Here is a 13,761-nt window from a genome sequence, read left to right as displayed (position 1 = left end):
GCTCTCAGCTTCTTGATTCAATATCTCAGCGCCAGCACCCCGGGCAGGATCTCGAAGGTCGCCGGTATGCGCCCGGGGGACTCGCCGTCGATGTCGACGAGCGCACCGTTCTTCTCGACGTCGCCGAGCGGTTCGACAACCACTTTCCGGCCGCGCAGGATGGTGATCGCCGGGTGGTTGCGGTGCCTGCCGCCATAAAGCAGCCTGATGTCCCAGATCAGCTTCAGCTTGCCCGCCGCGCGCAGGATGACGATGTCGAACTGTCCGTCGGCCAGCTCCGCATCTGGCGCGATCATCATGCCGCCGCCAAAGAATTTGCCGTTGGCCACCGCCACCAGCGCCATGCGCGCCTCGACCGGGGCGCCGTCGTCGACGGTGATCCGTACCTCCTGAAAGCGGTAACGGGTGAACTCGACCACGGTGCGCCACAGGAACAGCGCCTTGGCCGACGTCCTGCCCTTGCGCTTGTCGGCATTGACGGCGCGGTCGGTGGCGCCAGACAGGCCGAGGCTGGCGATGTTGATGAAGTGGCGGCTGGCCAGCGCGCCATGGTCGTCGATATAGCAGATGCGGCCGGCGTCGACCGCCTTGGCCTTGGCTTCGGCAATCCGTTTCAGCGTCGCGTCGATCTCCTTCGGCAGGCCGAGGCCGCGCGCGAAATCGATGCCGGTGCCGCACGGCAGGAGGCCGAGTTCGGTTGTCCTGCCGCCCTCCTCGCGCGCCTGCAACAAGCCGTCGGCCACTTCGCTCGCCGTGCCGTCGCCACCGGCCGCGATCACCAGGTCGAAGCCGTTTGCCGCCAGATCGAGCGCCAGCCGCTCGGCATCGCCCTCTGCCTGCGTCTCGCGCAATTCGAAATCGCCGAAGTGCTTTTTCAGCGCGGCCGCGACTTCGGGCCAATGCCGTTTCAGCCGGCCGCCGCCGGCAATCGGATTGAGCACCACTCCGACCTTCAAATTCTCGCCCTCCCCGGCGCCGGGCATGGAGAACCCGATCCTTTGCCGGCCCCGATCCTTTGCCGGCATTGAAACCCGCGTCCGTCGGCAGGGCAAGGGCCGTGTGGGTTCGTGCGCCGAAAAAGCGGGCAGGCTGTCTAAGGCGTTCGTGCTTGAATTTCCTTGGCTTCTGGCATCGGTCCCCGATAATCCCGCTATCCACAGGGGCACGGGCATTCCCCAAGACGCTTACCCGGCGTAAGTTCAACCCATCTCAGGCGGCTACCGATCGCCAAGCCGAAAGGCGGAAGTGAAAGGCGGATTTCCTGAGGCCCGTACGGCCCGAAGCGAGAGCAGGCTTGCCTGTTCGAGGGACGGAGCCGAGACCTACGGGGCCGCGGAAAGCGTGCCAACGCCGACGGCGGACCGATGCTGCCATGAAGGACGGCAAAAACCTTCGATGGCACGCAGGGCAAAGCCCGCAAGGGTGAAGGCCGGCGTGGTCTGGAACGGGCATCGCCCTCGGGTGATGACTGGCAGGACCGTCAAAATCAAGGCCGGCATGGCGCGACGACTTTACGGAAGTTGCTGCCGCGACCGTGTCCTGATCTGACAGGGAGGCGCTGGGAGAAATCCCGGCGCCGACTGTCTTTTGGCCCCCTCGAAGTTCTTTCCCGGCGAAGTTGCGGGCGCCGCTTCACCGCGCGTCAAAATCGGTTAGTATCGCTGCGTCGTCAGAGTCCGTCAGCAACGGGCTCTTCGAAGGGGGATACTTCATGACGCTGATCCAGAAGCTTGCCGTTGCCTACGCCTTCCTGTTCTTCGCGGTCGTCGCCATCGGCTACATTCCCGCCTTCAACGATGCCAACGGCAATCTGTTCGGCCTGTTCTCCCTGCAATGGTATGACGATCTGCTGCACGCCTTTTCAGGCGTCTGGGCGCTGGCCGCCGCCTTCATCTCGCACCGCCAGGCGGTGTTCTATTTCAAGCTGTTCGGCTCGGTCTATCTGTTCGACGGCGTGCTCGGGCTGATCACCGGCTCCGGCTGCCTCGATGCCGGCATCTTCATCAACGGTTTCCGCTCCCTCAACGACATCGAGTTTCCTGCCCGCTTCTTCGCCAACCTGCCGCACATCGTCATCGGCGGCTTCGCCGTCTATGTCGGCTTCTGGCTGTCGAAGCGCATCCATGACCACTTCGCCACGGCCTGACCGGCCATGTTCCTGTTCCGCTTGATAAAGCGCATCATCAAGACGATCCTCTGGCTGATCGTCATCGTCATCCTGATCCCGATCGCGGGGCTGGGTTATGGCTTCCTGACCACCCCGTCGCTCGACAAGACGCCGCTGCCCGGCATTGCCGACGGCGCGCCGCCCAAGGCGCTGGCCGACAAGGTGCGCGCCGAAATTCCCGGCTACCAGCGGCCGGAGGAATCGACCTTCCTCACCTACCCGGAATGGGCGATCGTCTATGCCGCGCGCGAATATGCCGGTTTCGTCGCCAAGGACCAGCCGAGCGGCTTTCCCTATTGGTCCTATGTCGGCCGCTTCTGGCAGGATTACGCCACGGTGATCCGCGCCAGCTCCGCCTACAAATTCAACTACGCCAACCACCAGATGCTGGTCATCATCGGCACCAGCCACTCGATCGAGCATATCCTGCAATGGGCCTATGAGAACACCGTCGGCCGCGTCACCGAGGCGACATCGGCCAAGCGCACCGCCGCCGACATCTACCAGGCCAAGGTGGCGGCGGACTATGCGGGCTTTCTCGACCAGGTGCCGTGGTACCAGTTCCCCTATGCCGAGAAGCGCGCCGGGCTTTTCGCGGTGCAGCCGGCGCCTGGCGACAGTTCCATCCGCACCAGCGAACGCAAGCTTGCCTTCGGCCTCGCCGACACCATCAAGCAAGGCTATGCCGACCTGATCAAGCAGGCGCTGGCCGCCACCTCCGACCCAGCCTTGCTCGACATCCATGTCTGGGCCAGGGGCCCGGTCGGCGAAGCCACCCGCAACGAGCCCGACACCTTGCTGGAGCGCGACTACGGTGCCGACGGCACCATCTTCGTCACCAAGCGCTACCAGGTGTTCACCGACATGATCCCGCGCCTGATCGACAAGGGTGTCTCCTTCGTCGAGATCGGCGGCAATGACGAGATCATGGTCACCATGCTCTCGACCGACGCGATCGCCGTCCCCGAAGGCATGCGCATCCTGTTCAGCTATCCGCTGCCGGCCGACCCCTCGACGCGCCGCACCGGCATGGTCGTCGCCGTGCGCAAGCTGCATCTGGTGCTGCCATCACTGATGAAGGCAGGCGCGAAGCTCGAACACGTCTACGACTACTGAGCCTTTCGGCCACATCAGGGCATATTGATCTCTTCGTCACGACGATTCCACAATCGCGGCCAAATCCCGCCTTGTTCGCGCGCGAAGGGGACGGCTGGATTGCCGGGGGGCATCTCGAAGGGACAAGACCGTGATCAAGACCGCCCTTGTCGCCATGACCATTGTCGGCTGCGACTGCGACGCCAAGCTGTGCGAATATATCGGCGAGACGCCGGCCAAGTGGTCGACCATCGCCGATTGCGAAGCCGCAATGAAGAGCCAGATCCTGCACGAGCGCAATTTCAACTATCCGCTGGTTTCCGGCATCTGCCGCGCGAAAGGTTCGGCGTCCTCATCGCACCTGGCCGCGATCGCTTCGGGCCCGGAACTGAAGCCCACCAGCCGGACCGTCGAGCCCGAAAGCCCGTTGCCGCCGGAGCTCAGCCATCGGCCGAGCGTGCCCGTGGGATCACCGACGACGGCCATGGACGCGGCAGCGGCCCAGCCCGTCGCCTATGAACAGGTGGTCGACGGCGGAACCGGCGTGCTCTATCGCACGAAGAACGGCTATGCCGTGGTCAAGACCGATCTCGGCCGCGCCGCCTCGGCAACCGCCGACGCGGCAAAGCGCTCGGTGAACTGGCTGGCTGGCTTGGTGCCGACGGGGCTGTAGGCAGCTTACATCTTGACCTTCAGGCTCTCCCAGAACTTGTCGATCAGCGGTTGTTCGGTGCCCAGATCCTCGCTGCCGACGCGCGTGATGAACAACAGGCCCTGATCGGCAAGACCGTAGCCGACGATTTCGAAATAGGCGGTGTCGGTGCGCGTCTTCACCTCGGCGCGGATGCCGGACAATTCCTTGCCGTCGGCAAGCTTGCGCGTCGTCGGCTGCTGCGTCAGCGCGGCACCCGCCTGCACGGATTCCCTGGTCATCTCCTGCAGCATCAGCTGGTTGAGCGACACGGGGTTCATCTTGCCGTATTCCTGCACGACGACGATCGTGCCGAGGGCCGAGGCCATCAGATATTGCGTGATGTTTTCGCCGAGATCGGTCTTGGTCACCGAAATGCCGCTCGGATGGTTGAAGGAGAAACTGTCGCCGGAAAAGGTGGCGAAGTCGTTCCTGTCGAGCTTCACTTCAACCTCTTTGCCGTCCGGCAACGTCACGTGGGTGCTTTCGCCGGCGTCGATATCCAACGACTTGCCGTCGATCGTCAGCCTGAAGGCCTTGAGGTCCTCGGCTCCGGCCGATCCAGCGCACAGCGCGATGAGAGTGAGGGCCGCCGCTGACACCATGCGCATTGACTGTTCTCCTGCTCTATTCCTGAGCAGTTCCGGGACGGGAAAACCGCTTCACACTTTTCCTGGAACTGCTTCCTACACCACCCCGCTCAGCGCCTTGATGGCACGGTAGAAGGTCGAGGAAAACAGTTCCGTGGGGTCATGGCGCCGCTTTGCCGCCAGGAAGGCTGGCAGTTCGGGATAGGACGCCAGCAACTCCTTGCCCGTATAGTGCAACTGGTAGGGCAGGAAGAACCGGCCGCCATGCTTGATCGTCACGTCGATCAGCGCCCGCGTCAGCGCCCGCATTTTCGCGTTGCCCTCGGCATCGGCCGGCTGGTTGATGTAGAGCACCAGCGAATAGGCCGGCTCCGGCGCGTAGGTCAGCGCCACATCCTCCTTGTGGACGATGCGCACCGAAGCGTTGAGCACCGGCAGGTCCTGGTTGCGCAGGATGTCGCGCGCTTCCAAGATGAATGGATTATACGCGGCGCGAGGAATAAAATATTCGTGCAGTATGTCGGTCTCGTTCATCAGGTCGTTGAACAGATACGGCACCGAATCGTGCATCGGGTTGTTGCGGGTGACGAGACAGGCCTCGCCCTGGGCAAGCGCCGAGGTGCGCGCCACCGTACAGCTCTCGAATTTCGGCTCCAGCGTCTTTTCGGTGAACCATTTCAGTTCCTGGAACGCGCTGCCCCATTTGGCCATGTTCATGATCACCCGCTTCAGGCCGACGCCATCGGGCTCGCCAAGCGGCGGCTGGTCCGCCGGCGGCTCTTCGGCCACCTTGTCGTAGCGGTAGACGATCATGTCCTCGAGGAAGTTGCCCGGCGCCGTCGACAGATGGCCGTAGAACAGGCCGATATCCCTGTTCGGCTCCAGCACCTCGGCGAAGAATCTCGGGAAGTCGTCGGATCTGATGATCTCGCGCGAGGTGCGGTAGACGGCATTGTCGACGATATCGAGCGTCGCCTCCACCACCACGCCGAACAGGCCGTAGCCGCCGATGACATGGCGGAACAGGTCGTTGTTTTCGGTTGGCGAGCAAATGGTCACCGATCCGTCGGCCAGCATCACGCGCATCGAGCGGATCGAGCCGGCCACCGAGCCCGCCTGGTGGTCCATGCCATGCGCGTTCACCGACAGCGAACCGCCGACCGAAAAAATGTCGGTCGATTGCATCGCCTTCACTGCAAAGCGCGGATGCAGAATGGTCTGGATGTCGTGCCAGCGCGCGCCGGGCTGCAAGGTCATGGTCTTGGTGGCGGCGTCCACCGTGACCTTGTTGAACTTTCTCAGATCCAGGACCAGCGCATTGTCGTCGAAGGCATGGCCGCCCATTGAATGGCGCACGGCCGCCAGCGACACCTTCAATCCATTGGCGCGCGCGAAGGCCAACGCCTTGGCGACATGCTCTTCCTCGCTGACCTCGACGACGCCATAGACAGGGGTCCTCGACAGGCCGCTGGCATCGTTGATGTCGCCGCCTTTTGCGAGCCAAGGTAGCGACGGATCGAAGGCCGGCGGGCTGTCGATCGGCTTCAGCGGCAGCGCGATACCATCTATGTCGGCGATGCGTCCGGCATCCTTCGGCCCTGACGGGCCGCGCGCCAGCCGCGCCACGGTTGTGCCGCCCCACAGCACGGCGCCGCCGAAGACCGTCGCGCCGAGCAGCAAGCGCCGCGACAGAAGAAACCTTTTGCGTTCCCCGACCATGCACATCCCCCGTTGGCCAAGGGATAGCGCGGCTTTCTGGCGAAAACCATAGCGGCGCATGGCAGAGCCAAGGCGGATATTGGTGAGGTTTTCGACATCATGGGGACAAATTCGAAGGATTGCGCCGCCCCTCACCCTTACCCTCTCCCCGTGAAGGACGGGGAGAGGGGGTCGCCGGCGTCGCGAGTAGCTCCCTTCTCCCTGTCCTATACGGGGAGAAGGTGCCGGCAGGCGGATGAGGGGCAGCGCGGCGCTGACTGTTTCAGACAACGCCGGAACTCATGCTCGCGACTACGAAGCCTTCTTGATCGACGTCACCATGCCGGTCTTGTCGTCGACGGTGACCGCCACCTTGGCGCCGACCTTCAATTTCCCGACCGACGCATCAGGCGACAGCTGGTAGATCTTGCCGTCGTCGAGGGTGACCGACTTGGTTGTCGGATCAACCGCCTGGATGGTGCCCTGAACGGTCGCGGCATAGGCCGTGCCGAGAAAGGCGAGCAGGGCGGCGGTGGTTGCGAGGGTCTTCTTCATGGATAGCACTCCGTGCTGTTTCGGTTTTCCGGCGCCGCTTGGGAGGGGCAGCACCGAACGGCCCGAGACTGGAGCGGAAAGCGCGCCATCGGCAAATCACGTTGGGTTTATTTTTGCAAAGGAAATCATTGGCTTAATTCCGACACAATAGGCTCCAAGCCCGCCTATGCAGACGGCTTTCCGCCCTGATGGAAAGCCTCTTCTCCGCACGAAAAGAGTCGCTTGGCGGATTGTGGCCCGCGCCGTCGGTGATCACGCGGCCGCCGCAATCCGCTCCCGGCCGCATCACGAAACAGGCCACCGATTTTTCATCGGTACACATTTTATGTCGTGCCGGCGCGACCCTCCCATTCGGCGGAGACGAATTTCGCGCTCAGGTTGCAAAACGGAAGCGAATGCGGGATGGTGTCGCGCAGTGACGAGGGGGACTTCCATGAAAATCGCCGGCCGAACCGCCCTATCCCTGATGCTGGCGATCTTGCCGGGCCTCGCTGGCGCGCAAGGCGCCGATCCGGGCGACGACAAGACGATGATCTTTGCTCCCCGCGATCCCGACATGGCGGCGGCGACCGCGCGAGCCCTCGCCAGCCTGGATGAATTCCTGGCTTTGTCCGAAACACCTCCGTCCGGCACCGACAGGTTCAAACTGAAGGTCAAGGTGCGCGACGGCAACGTCACGGAACACTTCTGGGTCATACCGTTTCGCCGCACGGAAACCGGATTTGTCGGCATATTGGCGAACGAACCGGAAGAAGTTCACAACGTCGTGCTCGGTCAGAATATAGAATTCAGGCGCGACGACATTTCCGACTGGGGATATACCAGGGACGGCCATCAAGTCGGCAGCTTCACCGTCTGTGTGATGTTCAAGAGAATGCCCAAGGAAGAGGTCGACTATATGCGCGGCAAGTTCGGCTTCGACTGCTGACGGCGACGCCGGTCACGCTCAGTCCTTCGCGCCGACCTTGCGAACCAGCGCCGCCGTCGCCAGCATCGCACCTATGTCCGAGATCATCGGCGCGACATGGGTCTGATAGTCGAGCGGCACCGAAATAGCCGGCAGTTCAAAGAAATTCCTGCCCTGCGGCAGCAGCAAAAAGCCGTCGCCGCCGTTGAGCGCGACCCGCGCCGGGTCGTCGCGCCAGCTTTCACCCAGCCACCTCAGCGCCTGCGCCAGACGGCCGGTCACCAGCGGCCGCGCCGCCTCGACATTGTCGGTGCGGAATTCATAGGCGGCGTCGAGCAGAGGATCGCCCGATTGCAGATCCTGCATCCCGGACCCGAACACGCCGCGGAAAAAGCCGACCACCGCATTGGATCGCCGCGTCGCCACCAGGATACCCGGAAAAGGCTCGCTGGCCTCGAAGGCAACGATGACGCCCTTGAAGGCCGTCGACGAGCCCTTGCCGGTCCCTTCCCGCAGTTCCGCCTCGTAGAGTTCGAACGGAAACGCGTCATAGCGGCCGGAAATGACATCGTCGAACGATTGGCGGTTGAAAGGCCCGACCGCCTCGCGCGGCAGCCGGTCGAAGGAATTCGGCCTCTCGCCGTGCTGGTAGCTGACATCCCTGATGAAGCCGAAGATGATCGGCAGCAGCGTGTTGCGGAACGATTGCTGCAGCCGTGCCGCCGGCTTCAAAGCCTGGAAATAGAGCAGGATCGACGCAGCGAAGCCGATGACATAGAGGAACACATGCGGCGTCGAGAACCATTGCTCGTGCGGATCGGCGACCTTGTTGAACAGCCAGGCAATGAGTGCCACGAAGACGACCACCAGGCCAACGAACAAGGGGACGCGCCACTTGACCCTGCGCGCCACCGAGGCCCTTGTCGCTTCGTAGGTCTCGATATCCTTCTTGATGGCCGCGATAGCAGCCGCGCCCGGCATGAAATCCGCCGTTTCCATCGCCAATCCCCCGCCGCGGAAGTCACTTTACGCCATTATGATAGCTGCTTTCGCAGGAACGACGCCAGCCGCATAGAGCGGTGATGCCGTCTCACCTTGTGGGGGACGGGAAGATCGCCCTCAGCCGACCCTCGACCTTTCGCCGCATTCCGTCTTCCAACATCTCGACCGGCACCAGCCGTTCGTGGTCTCCCGCACGCAGGCGGACAAAAGGATGCAGCCGACAAGCCGCAACGGCCCCGCGCGTTTCCGCATCAGCGCTGACGTCGACAACGAATATCCCGCCGATGCGCCCAGGCCATGGCTGGCGGGCAAAGGCGGTGCCGAGGAAATCGCCGAGCCCATAGGCGACGATCGCCTCGCCGATCCGCTGCACCGGCTGCACGACATGGGCATGATGGCCGGCAATCAGCCCGACGCCTTGCCCGGCCAGCCGCCGCGCCAGCGCCAATGTTGCGGCACGCGGAAAATGCCGGAACTCCCAGTCCCAATGCGGCACGGCGCAGAGCAGATCGACCCCCGCGCTCGCCTCGCGCGGCCAGCGCGCCGGATCGCTTTCCATCAAGACGCGGCCGGCAAACAGGCTTTCGTCGGCGTTGCGCCAGAGCGTGAAGGCGGCGAAGCCGAGAGCGAGCGGCCCGGCCGCAAAGCGTTGGATCGGACCATTGGCGGCCAGGCCGATGGTCCGGATGCCGAGCCGCTTCAAGGCGGCCACTGTCGCGTCGAAGCCGGCGACGCCCTGGTCGAACACATGATTGTTGGCCAGCGACAGCACGAGTTTTTCGCGCCCTATCCCGACCGCCGCCAGCGCCTCCACCAGAAAACGTTCGCTCATCGCATGATGCGTGCCGAGCTTGGTTCCAAGGACCGCGCTCGGCCTGTCGACAACAGGGCTTTCGCAATTGCCGATGATCAGATCGGCCGTGTCCAGCAGTGCCTTGATCGCGGGGTCGCATTCGGGCGCGCTCCGGTTGGCCACAGCCGAGATATCGCCGACGAAGGCCAGCCGCACTGTCTGTCGCGGCGGCGGGTCCATCAGCGTCGCCGATGCTGGCGTGAATCCGTCGGCGTCGCCCTTGAGCGAAGGCTTCAGGAAGCGCGGCAGCCAGGAGAGTTTATAGGAGAGCGGATAGTTCGACACGGCTACGCCCAATCGTTTGCCTTCTGTAGACCGTCCGCCGGGCTGGTTGAAGCGCGCCTGTCGACAATCATGCAGCGATGTGGACAGCATCCCGGCCCGGCACACGCGACGTCGAAAATCCGTGTATGGTCTCGCCGGCAACATGGGAGGGAAAAGATGACACGAATAGCAAGCCTGCTGGCATCGGCTTTCATTGTGCTTCTGCCGCTGTCGTCCGCATCGGCGGCCATGCCCGAAGGGGCGACCGCTCTGTTCGAGGCAAAGACGGTGGCCGCGCGCGACAGCGCCCTTTCGACCCTGGAGGCTGCCGCGCCGAAAGATCCGGCATCGGCCTATGCCGCCGGCGCCGGCGAATTCTTCACCGCGCTGGAATTGCTGGCCAGCGGCCTGCACCGTCATGGCTTCGAAAGCCCGCAATCCTTCATGCTGCCGCTGATGCAGCTGCCCGTGCCGGCCAATCCCAATCCAGAGCCGCTCACCTACGAGGGGTTCCGCGCCATCCTCGTCGCCTTCCGCGACCGGCTGGCAAAATCCGCCGCGACACTGGGCTCGGTGCCGGCTGATGCCGATATCGGCATGGTCATCGACCTCACCCATGTCGGCATCGACCTCAACGAGGACGGCACCATCGCGCCGGATGAAAGCATGGCCGCCATCATGGCGGCGCTGTCGCGCGGCGGCATGGCAACGGATGGCGCCGCCCCTTCGCTCACCTTCCGCTTCGACCGCGCCGACGGCTACTGGCTGCAGGGCTATGCCGAGTTCCTGATGGCGCAGGCCGATTTCTGGCTGGCGCATGATTTCAGGAGCACGTTCGACGGCTCGTTCCACATGCTGTTCCCGCGCGCCAGGCTGCCGTTGCAGGATGTGCTTGTGCCGCCTCCCGGCGATATGGGCTCGAGCATCTTTTCCTCGGAATGGCGCATCGCCGATTTCATCTCGATGGTGCATCTCATCAACTGGCCGGTTATCGAGCCGGAGCGCCGCAAGGCGGCGCGCCAGGAGCTGCTCGAAATGATCCGGCTGTCGCGCGAGGACTGGAAGGCGATCCGCGCCGAAACCGACAATGACCGCGAATGGCTGCCGGGCCCGCAGCAGAAGGGCGAAAACCCGCTTACCGGGCTCGAAGTCGGCGAGGAGCAGGTGCAGGCCTGGCTCGCCACCTTGACCATGGCCGAGGACCTTCTTGAAGGCCGCAAGCTGCTGCCGCATTTCCGTGTCACCGCCAGCACCGGCCAAGGCATCAACATGAAGCGTTTCTTCGACGAGCCGAAACCCTTCGACCTCGTGCTGTCGATCACCGGCCCGGGAATCGCGCCTTACCTCGAAAGCGGCGAGATCGTGACCAGCGGCGATTTCGACCAGATCCAGCGCGAGTTCGGCGGCGGCGGGTTTTTGACCTTCGCGCTGTGGTTTAACTGAGCGGCCATCGTGGGGTGAAACCTATCGCTTCGTCATCCTATGGCGGAGCAAGGAGCGGAGCGACGCGGCGCAGACCATAGGATCCATGCCGGGACTTCAAAGCGTTGCTACGGTTCAGAATTCTGCTCCGCTGCGCTCTGCCGTTAAGGTCACGCAATGGATCCAGGGTCTCCGCGACGTCGCTTCGCGACTGCTTCGCCCTAGGATGACGAAGTTTGGCTAGGCTTCAGCCAATAGAAAACGATGGGACAGGCGCCTAGAAAATCGCCCCCTGATACAGCACCGCCTCCGCCTCATCGGGCGCGAACCGTCTGGCCAGCGAGCGGAACGCGCTGTGCACCCCGTCGCGGTCGATATTGCAGCTTCTGAGATGCCTGACCGCCAGCGAAGGGTCGAATTCCGTGCGGCCGTGCAGGACACGCTGGTTATCGAAGACCAGCACCTCGCCCGGCTGCAACTGGTGCTGGAACTGGTTTTGCGGGTCGCGGATCAGCCGCGTCAGTTCGGCAAGCGCCTCGATCAAACCGTCGATCCGGTCCACAGGCGCCCATTGCGGCGCCAGGCAGCGGTCATTGTAGCGGATGCCGGTGACCGCGCCCGCCACGTCGAGGCTGATGACATGCGCCTCGGCGCTGAAGAACACTTCGCCCTCATGCTCGCGGTGGAAGGTGACGCCGTGCCGCGTCAGCAGATCGAACAGCTCCGGCGTGCGCGCCCGCATCAGCTCGGCGACTTGAAAGCCGTCGACCATCAGCGATGTGCCGCCGCTGCCCGCGCCAGTCCTGATGGCATGGAAGAAGATGAAGCCCGGCGGCGCATAACGGAATGGCTCGTCGGTATGCGGAATCTGCGCCCGCGCCGTCTCGCCAGCAACCCGCGCATCAGGCCGCGAGATCAGGTCGAACACCTTGCCGTAGCTGGTCTCACGGATCGGCCCGTAGCGCCCGGCGACACGCGCGGTCGCCTCGGTCTCGGCGGGCACCCCGGTCAGCATGGCGATGCCCTGGTCGCGCAGCGCCTGGAGCGAAGCGAACAGCGCCTCGTCATCCGCCACCACCGCATCGAAGCCAAAGCGCCCGAGCCGCCCGGAGAGGTCGCTGTTCCAAAGGCATGGCCGGAACCGCGCCGGGCCGGAACCATCGACATGGTCCGCGAGAGCGGCTGCGTCGTAATGCGACACATGCCCATCCTGCCAGATCGCGGTGACCTGGCCGGGCTTGGAGAGGTCGAAGCTGTCGGCATGGACGGTCTTAGCGACATCGGCCGGCGTCAGCCATCGCTTGCCGGAGGCAGTGTCGCCACACACCTCGCATTCACAGGCGAGCCGAAGCCAGCGCGTCGAGAGTTCTGCCGAGCCGCCATCCCCCAGCTCGACGGCGATGCGCGTACCCTCGGCGCGCATGGCGCGGATGGGCACTGCCGGATGGGCGGCTCGTCGTTCCTGTGCGTTCTTTGGCGTGTCGAGCATCTGGCGTCCCCGCGGTTGAATTTGTTCGGAAAGCTAGGCAGCAGCAGCCCCGGATTCAAACGAGTTCCCTTCCCCAAGTTTTGAGATAAACTCAAAACATGACGCTGAGGGATTTGCCACTTTCAGGTTTACGGGCGCTGGTGGCCGCCGCCAGGACCGGCAGCCTGACGCGCGCCGCCGAGGAACTGGGCGTCACGCCGGGCGCCATCGGCCACCAGATCAGGCAATTGGAGGAACGGCTCGGCGCCAGGCTGGTCCGGCGCGAAGGCAATGGCATCGTATTGACCCGCGCCGCCGAGGCCGCCCTGCCCGACATCGATCGCGGCTTCGACGCGCTGGCCTCCGGCCTGCGCCGGCTGCGCTTCGAACGGCGGGCCGAGACCTTCACCATCTCGGCCGATCCCTCCTTCGCCTCGCTGTGGCTGGCACCGCGCCTGGCCATGGTGCGGCCCGCCCTGGGACGGCTGGAAGTCCGCATCGTCACCTCGGTCGCGTTCGACGCCATGGCGGAGGAGGGCGTCGACCTCGCCATCAGCTACCGCACGGGATCGGCATCGGACATTCAGGCGCTCGACCTCTTTACCGAGCGCGTGATCCCGGCCTGCGCGCCGGCATTGGCGCAGGGTCGTGCCAGGCCGGATGGTGCCGAAATTCTGGACAGGATGCCGCTGCTGCATATCGACCCGATGATGGGCGACGATGTCTATCCGTCATGGCGGGACTGGTTTGTCGCGGCGGCGCGGCAGAGGAAGGACATCGACCAGGGGCCGCGCTTCGGATTGACCATCGTCGCCGCGCAAGCGGCGATCGCCGGCATGGGCGCGCTTCTGGCCAGCGAACTGGTGTTGCGCCGCCACCTCGACGCGGGCCATCTCGTCGAGATTGCACGCGAGGTGCCGGCGCTGACCATCAAGCGCCGCATCGTCTGGCCCGAACACGGTCCGAAGGCCCGCCGTGCCGCCGCAGTCGCGGCGGCACTCATGGCGGCCGCCGGCGCCAGCATCGATGGTGCCCTGCCGCGATGAGGC

13 protein-coding genes are annotated in these 13,761 nt (G+C 64.2%); 6 read left to right on the top strand and 7 right to left on the bottom strand.

Going from position 1 to position 13,761, the window contains the following annotated elements:
* Nucleotides 1–17 precede the first annotated feature (17 nt).
* Complete coding sequence (locus FJ948_RS13090; protein ID WP_140705073.1) at nucleotides 18–956, bottom strand: diacylglycerol kinase family protein; 939 nt, start codon at nucleotides 954–956, stop codon at nucleotides 18–20.
* 755 nt (nucleotides 957–1,711) lie between these two features.
* Here FJ948_RS13090 and FJ948_RS13085 point away from each other — a divergent pair.
* The 3 genes from FJ948_RS13085 (at nucleotide 1,712) to FJ948_RS13075 (ending at nucleotide 3,935) form a co-directional block, all read left to right on the top strand.
* The gene (locus FJ948_RS13085; RefSeq protein ID WP_095792823.1) at nucleotides 1,712–2,146 is read left to right on the top strand and encodes a hypothetical protein; all 435 of its coding nucleotides are present in this window, start codon (nucleotides 1,712–1,714) and stop codon (nucleotides 2,144–2,146) included.
* 6 nt (nucleotides 2,147–2,152) lie between these two features.
* The gene (locus FJ948_RS13080; RefSeq protein ID WP_140704896.1) at nucleotides 2,153–3,283 is read left to right on the top strand and encodes a hypothetical protein; all 1,131 of its coding nucleotides are present in this window, start codon (nucleotides 2,153–2,155) and stop codon (nucleotides 3,281–3,283) included.
* 130 nt (nucleotides 3,284–3,413) lie between these two features.
* Nucleotides 3,414–3,935, top strand: coding sequence for a hypothetical protein (locus FJ948_RS13075; RefSeq protein WP_140704894.1), 522 nt, complete (start codon nucleotides 3,414–3,416; stop codon nucleotides 3,933–3,935).
* A gap of 5 nt (nucleotides 3,936–3,940) precedes the next feature.
* Here the strand turns inward: FJ948_RS13075 and FJ948_RS13070 are convergent, their stop codons facing one another.
* From FJ948_RS13070 to FJ948_RS13060, 3 genes are all read right to left on the bottom strand, one after another.
* The gene (locus FJ948_RS13070; RefSeq protein ID WP_140704893.1) at nucleotides 3,941–4,564 is read right to left on the bottom strand and encodes a hypothetical protein; all 624 of its coding nucleotides are present in this window, start codon (nucleotides 4,562–4,564) and stop codon (nucleotides 3,941–3,943) included.
* Between the two features lie 75 nt (nucleotides 4,565–4,639).
* On the bottom strand, nucleotides 4,640–6,262 hold the full coding sequence (locus FJ948_RS13065) for an FAD-binding oxidoreductase (protein WP_140704892.1): 1,623 nt from the start codon (nucleotides 6,260–6,262) through the stop codon (nucleotides 4,640–4,642).
* A gap of 291 nt (nucleotides 6,263–6,553) precedes the next feature.
* Entirely contained in the window at nucleotides 6,554–6,796 is a 243-nt protein-coding gene (locus FJ948_RS13060) for a DUF1344 domain-containing protein (protein WP_015316128.1), read from the bottom strand.
* A gap of 433 nt (nucleotides 6,797–7,229) precedes the next feature.
* Here FJ948_RS13060 and FJ948_RS13055 point away from each other — a divergent pair, with 433 nt between their 5' ends.
* Nucleotides 7,230–7,724: a DUF2314 domain-containing protein gene (locus FJ948_RS13055; RefSeq protein ID WP_140704890.1), complete on the top strand. Its 495-nt coding sequence runs from the start codon at nucleotides 7,230–7,232 to the stop codon at nucleotides 7,722–7,724.
* A gap of 18 nt (nucleotides 7,725–7,742) precedes the next feature.
* Here the strand turns inward: FJ948_RS13055 and FJ948_RS13050 are convergent, their stop codons facing one another.
* A complete protein-coding gene (locus FJ948_RS13050; RefSeq protein WP_140704888.1) occupies nucleotides 7,743–8,702 on the bottom strand; it encodes a DUF3137 domain-containing protein in 960 nt (319 codons plus the stop codon).
* A gap of 91 nt (nucleotides 8,703–8,793) precedes the next feature.
* A complete protein-coding gene (locus tag FJ948_RS13045; RefSeq protein ID WP_140705071.1) occupies nucleotides 8,794–9,843 on the bottom strand; it encodes a CapA family protein in 1,050 nt (349 codons plus the stop codon).
* 156 nt (nucleotides 9,844–9,999) lie between these two features.
* On the opposite strand from FJ948_RS13045, the gene FJ948_RS13040 reads away from it, so the two are divergent.
* Nucleotides 10,000–11,265 (top strand): hypothetical protein, encoded by a 1,266-nt coding sequence (locus tag FJ948_RS13040; protein ID WP_140704886.1) that lies wholly within the window; start codon nucleotides 10,000–10,002, stop codon nucleotides 11,263–11,265.
* A 256-nt stretch (nucleotides 11,266–11,521) separates the two neighbouring features.
* Here FJ948_RS13040 and FJ948_RS13035 read toward each other — a convergent pair whose 3' ends face one another.
* The gene (locus FJ948_RS13035; RefSeq protein WP_140704884.1) at nucleotides 11,522–12,733 is read right to left on the bottom strand and encodes a TauD/TfdA family dioxygenase; all 1,212 of its coding nucleotides are present in this window, start codon (nucleotides 12,731–12,733) and stop codon (nucleotides 11,522–11,524) included.
* Between the two features lie 98 nt (nucleotides 12,734–12,831).
* On the opposite strand from FJ948_RS13035, the gene FJ948_RS13030 reads away from it, so the two are divergent.
* On the top strand, nucleotides 12,832–13,758 hold the full coding sequence (locus FJ948_RS13030; RefSeq protein ID WP_140704882.1) for a LysR substrate-binding domain-containing protein: 927 nt from the start codon (nucleotides 12,832–12,834) through the stop codon (nucleotides 13,756–13,758).
* Nucleotides 13,759–13,761 lie beyond the last annotated feature (3 nt).

This window comes from Mesorhizobium sp. B2-3-12 (assembly GCF_006442205.1).
Taxonomy (GTDB): domain Bacteria; phylum Pseudomonadota; class Alphaproteobacteria; order Rhizobiales; family Rhizobiaceae; genus Mesorhizobium.
This window is presented reverse-complemented; position numbering and strand designations above follow the sequence as displayed.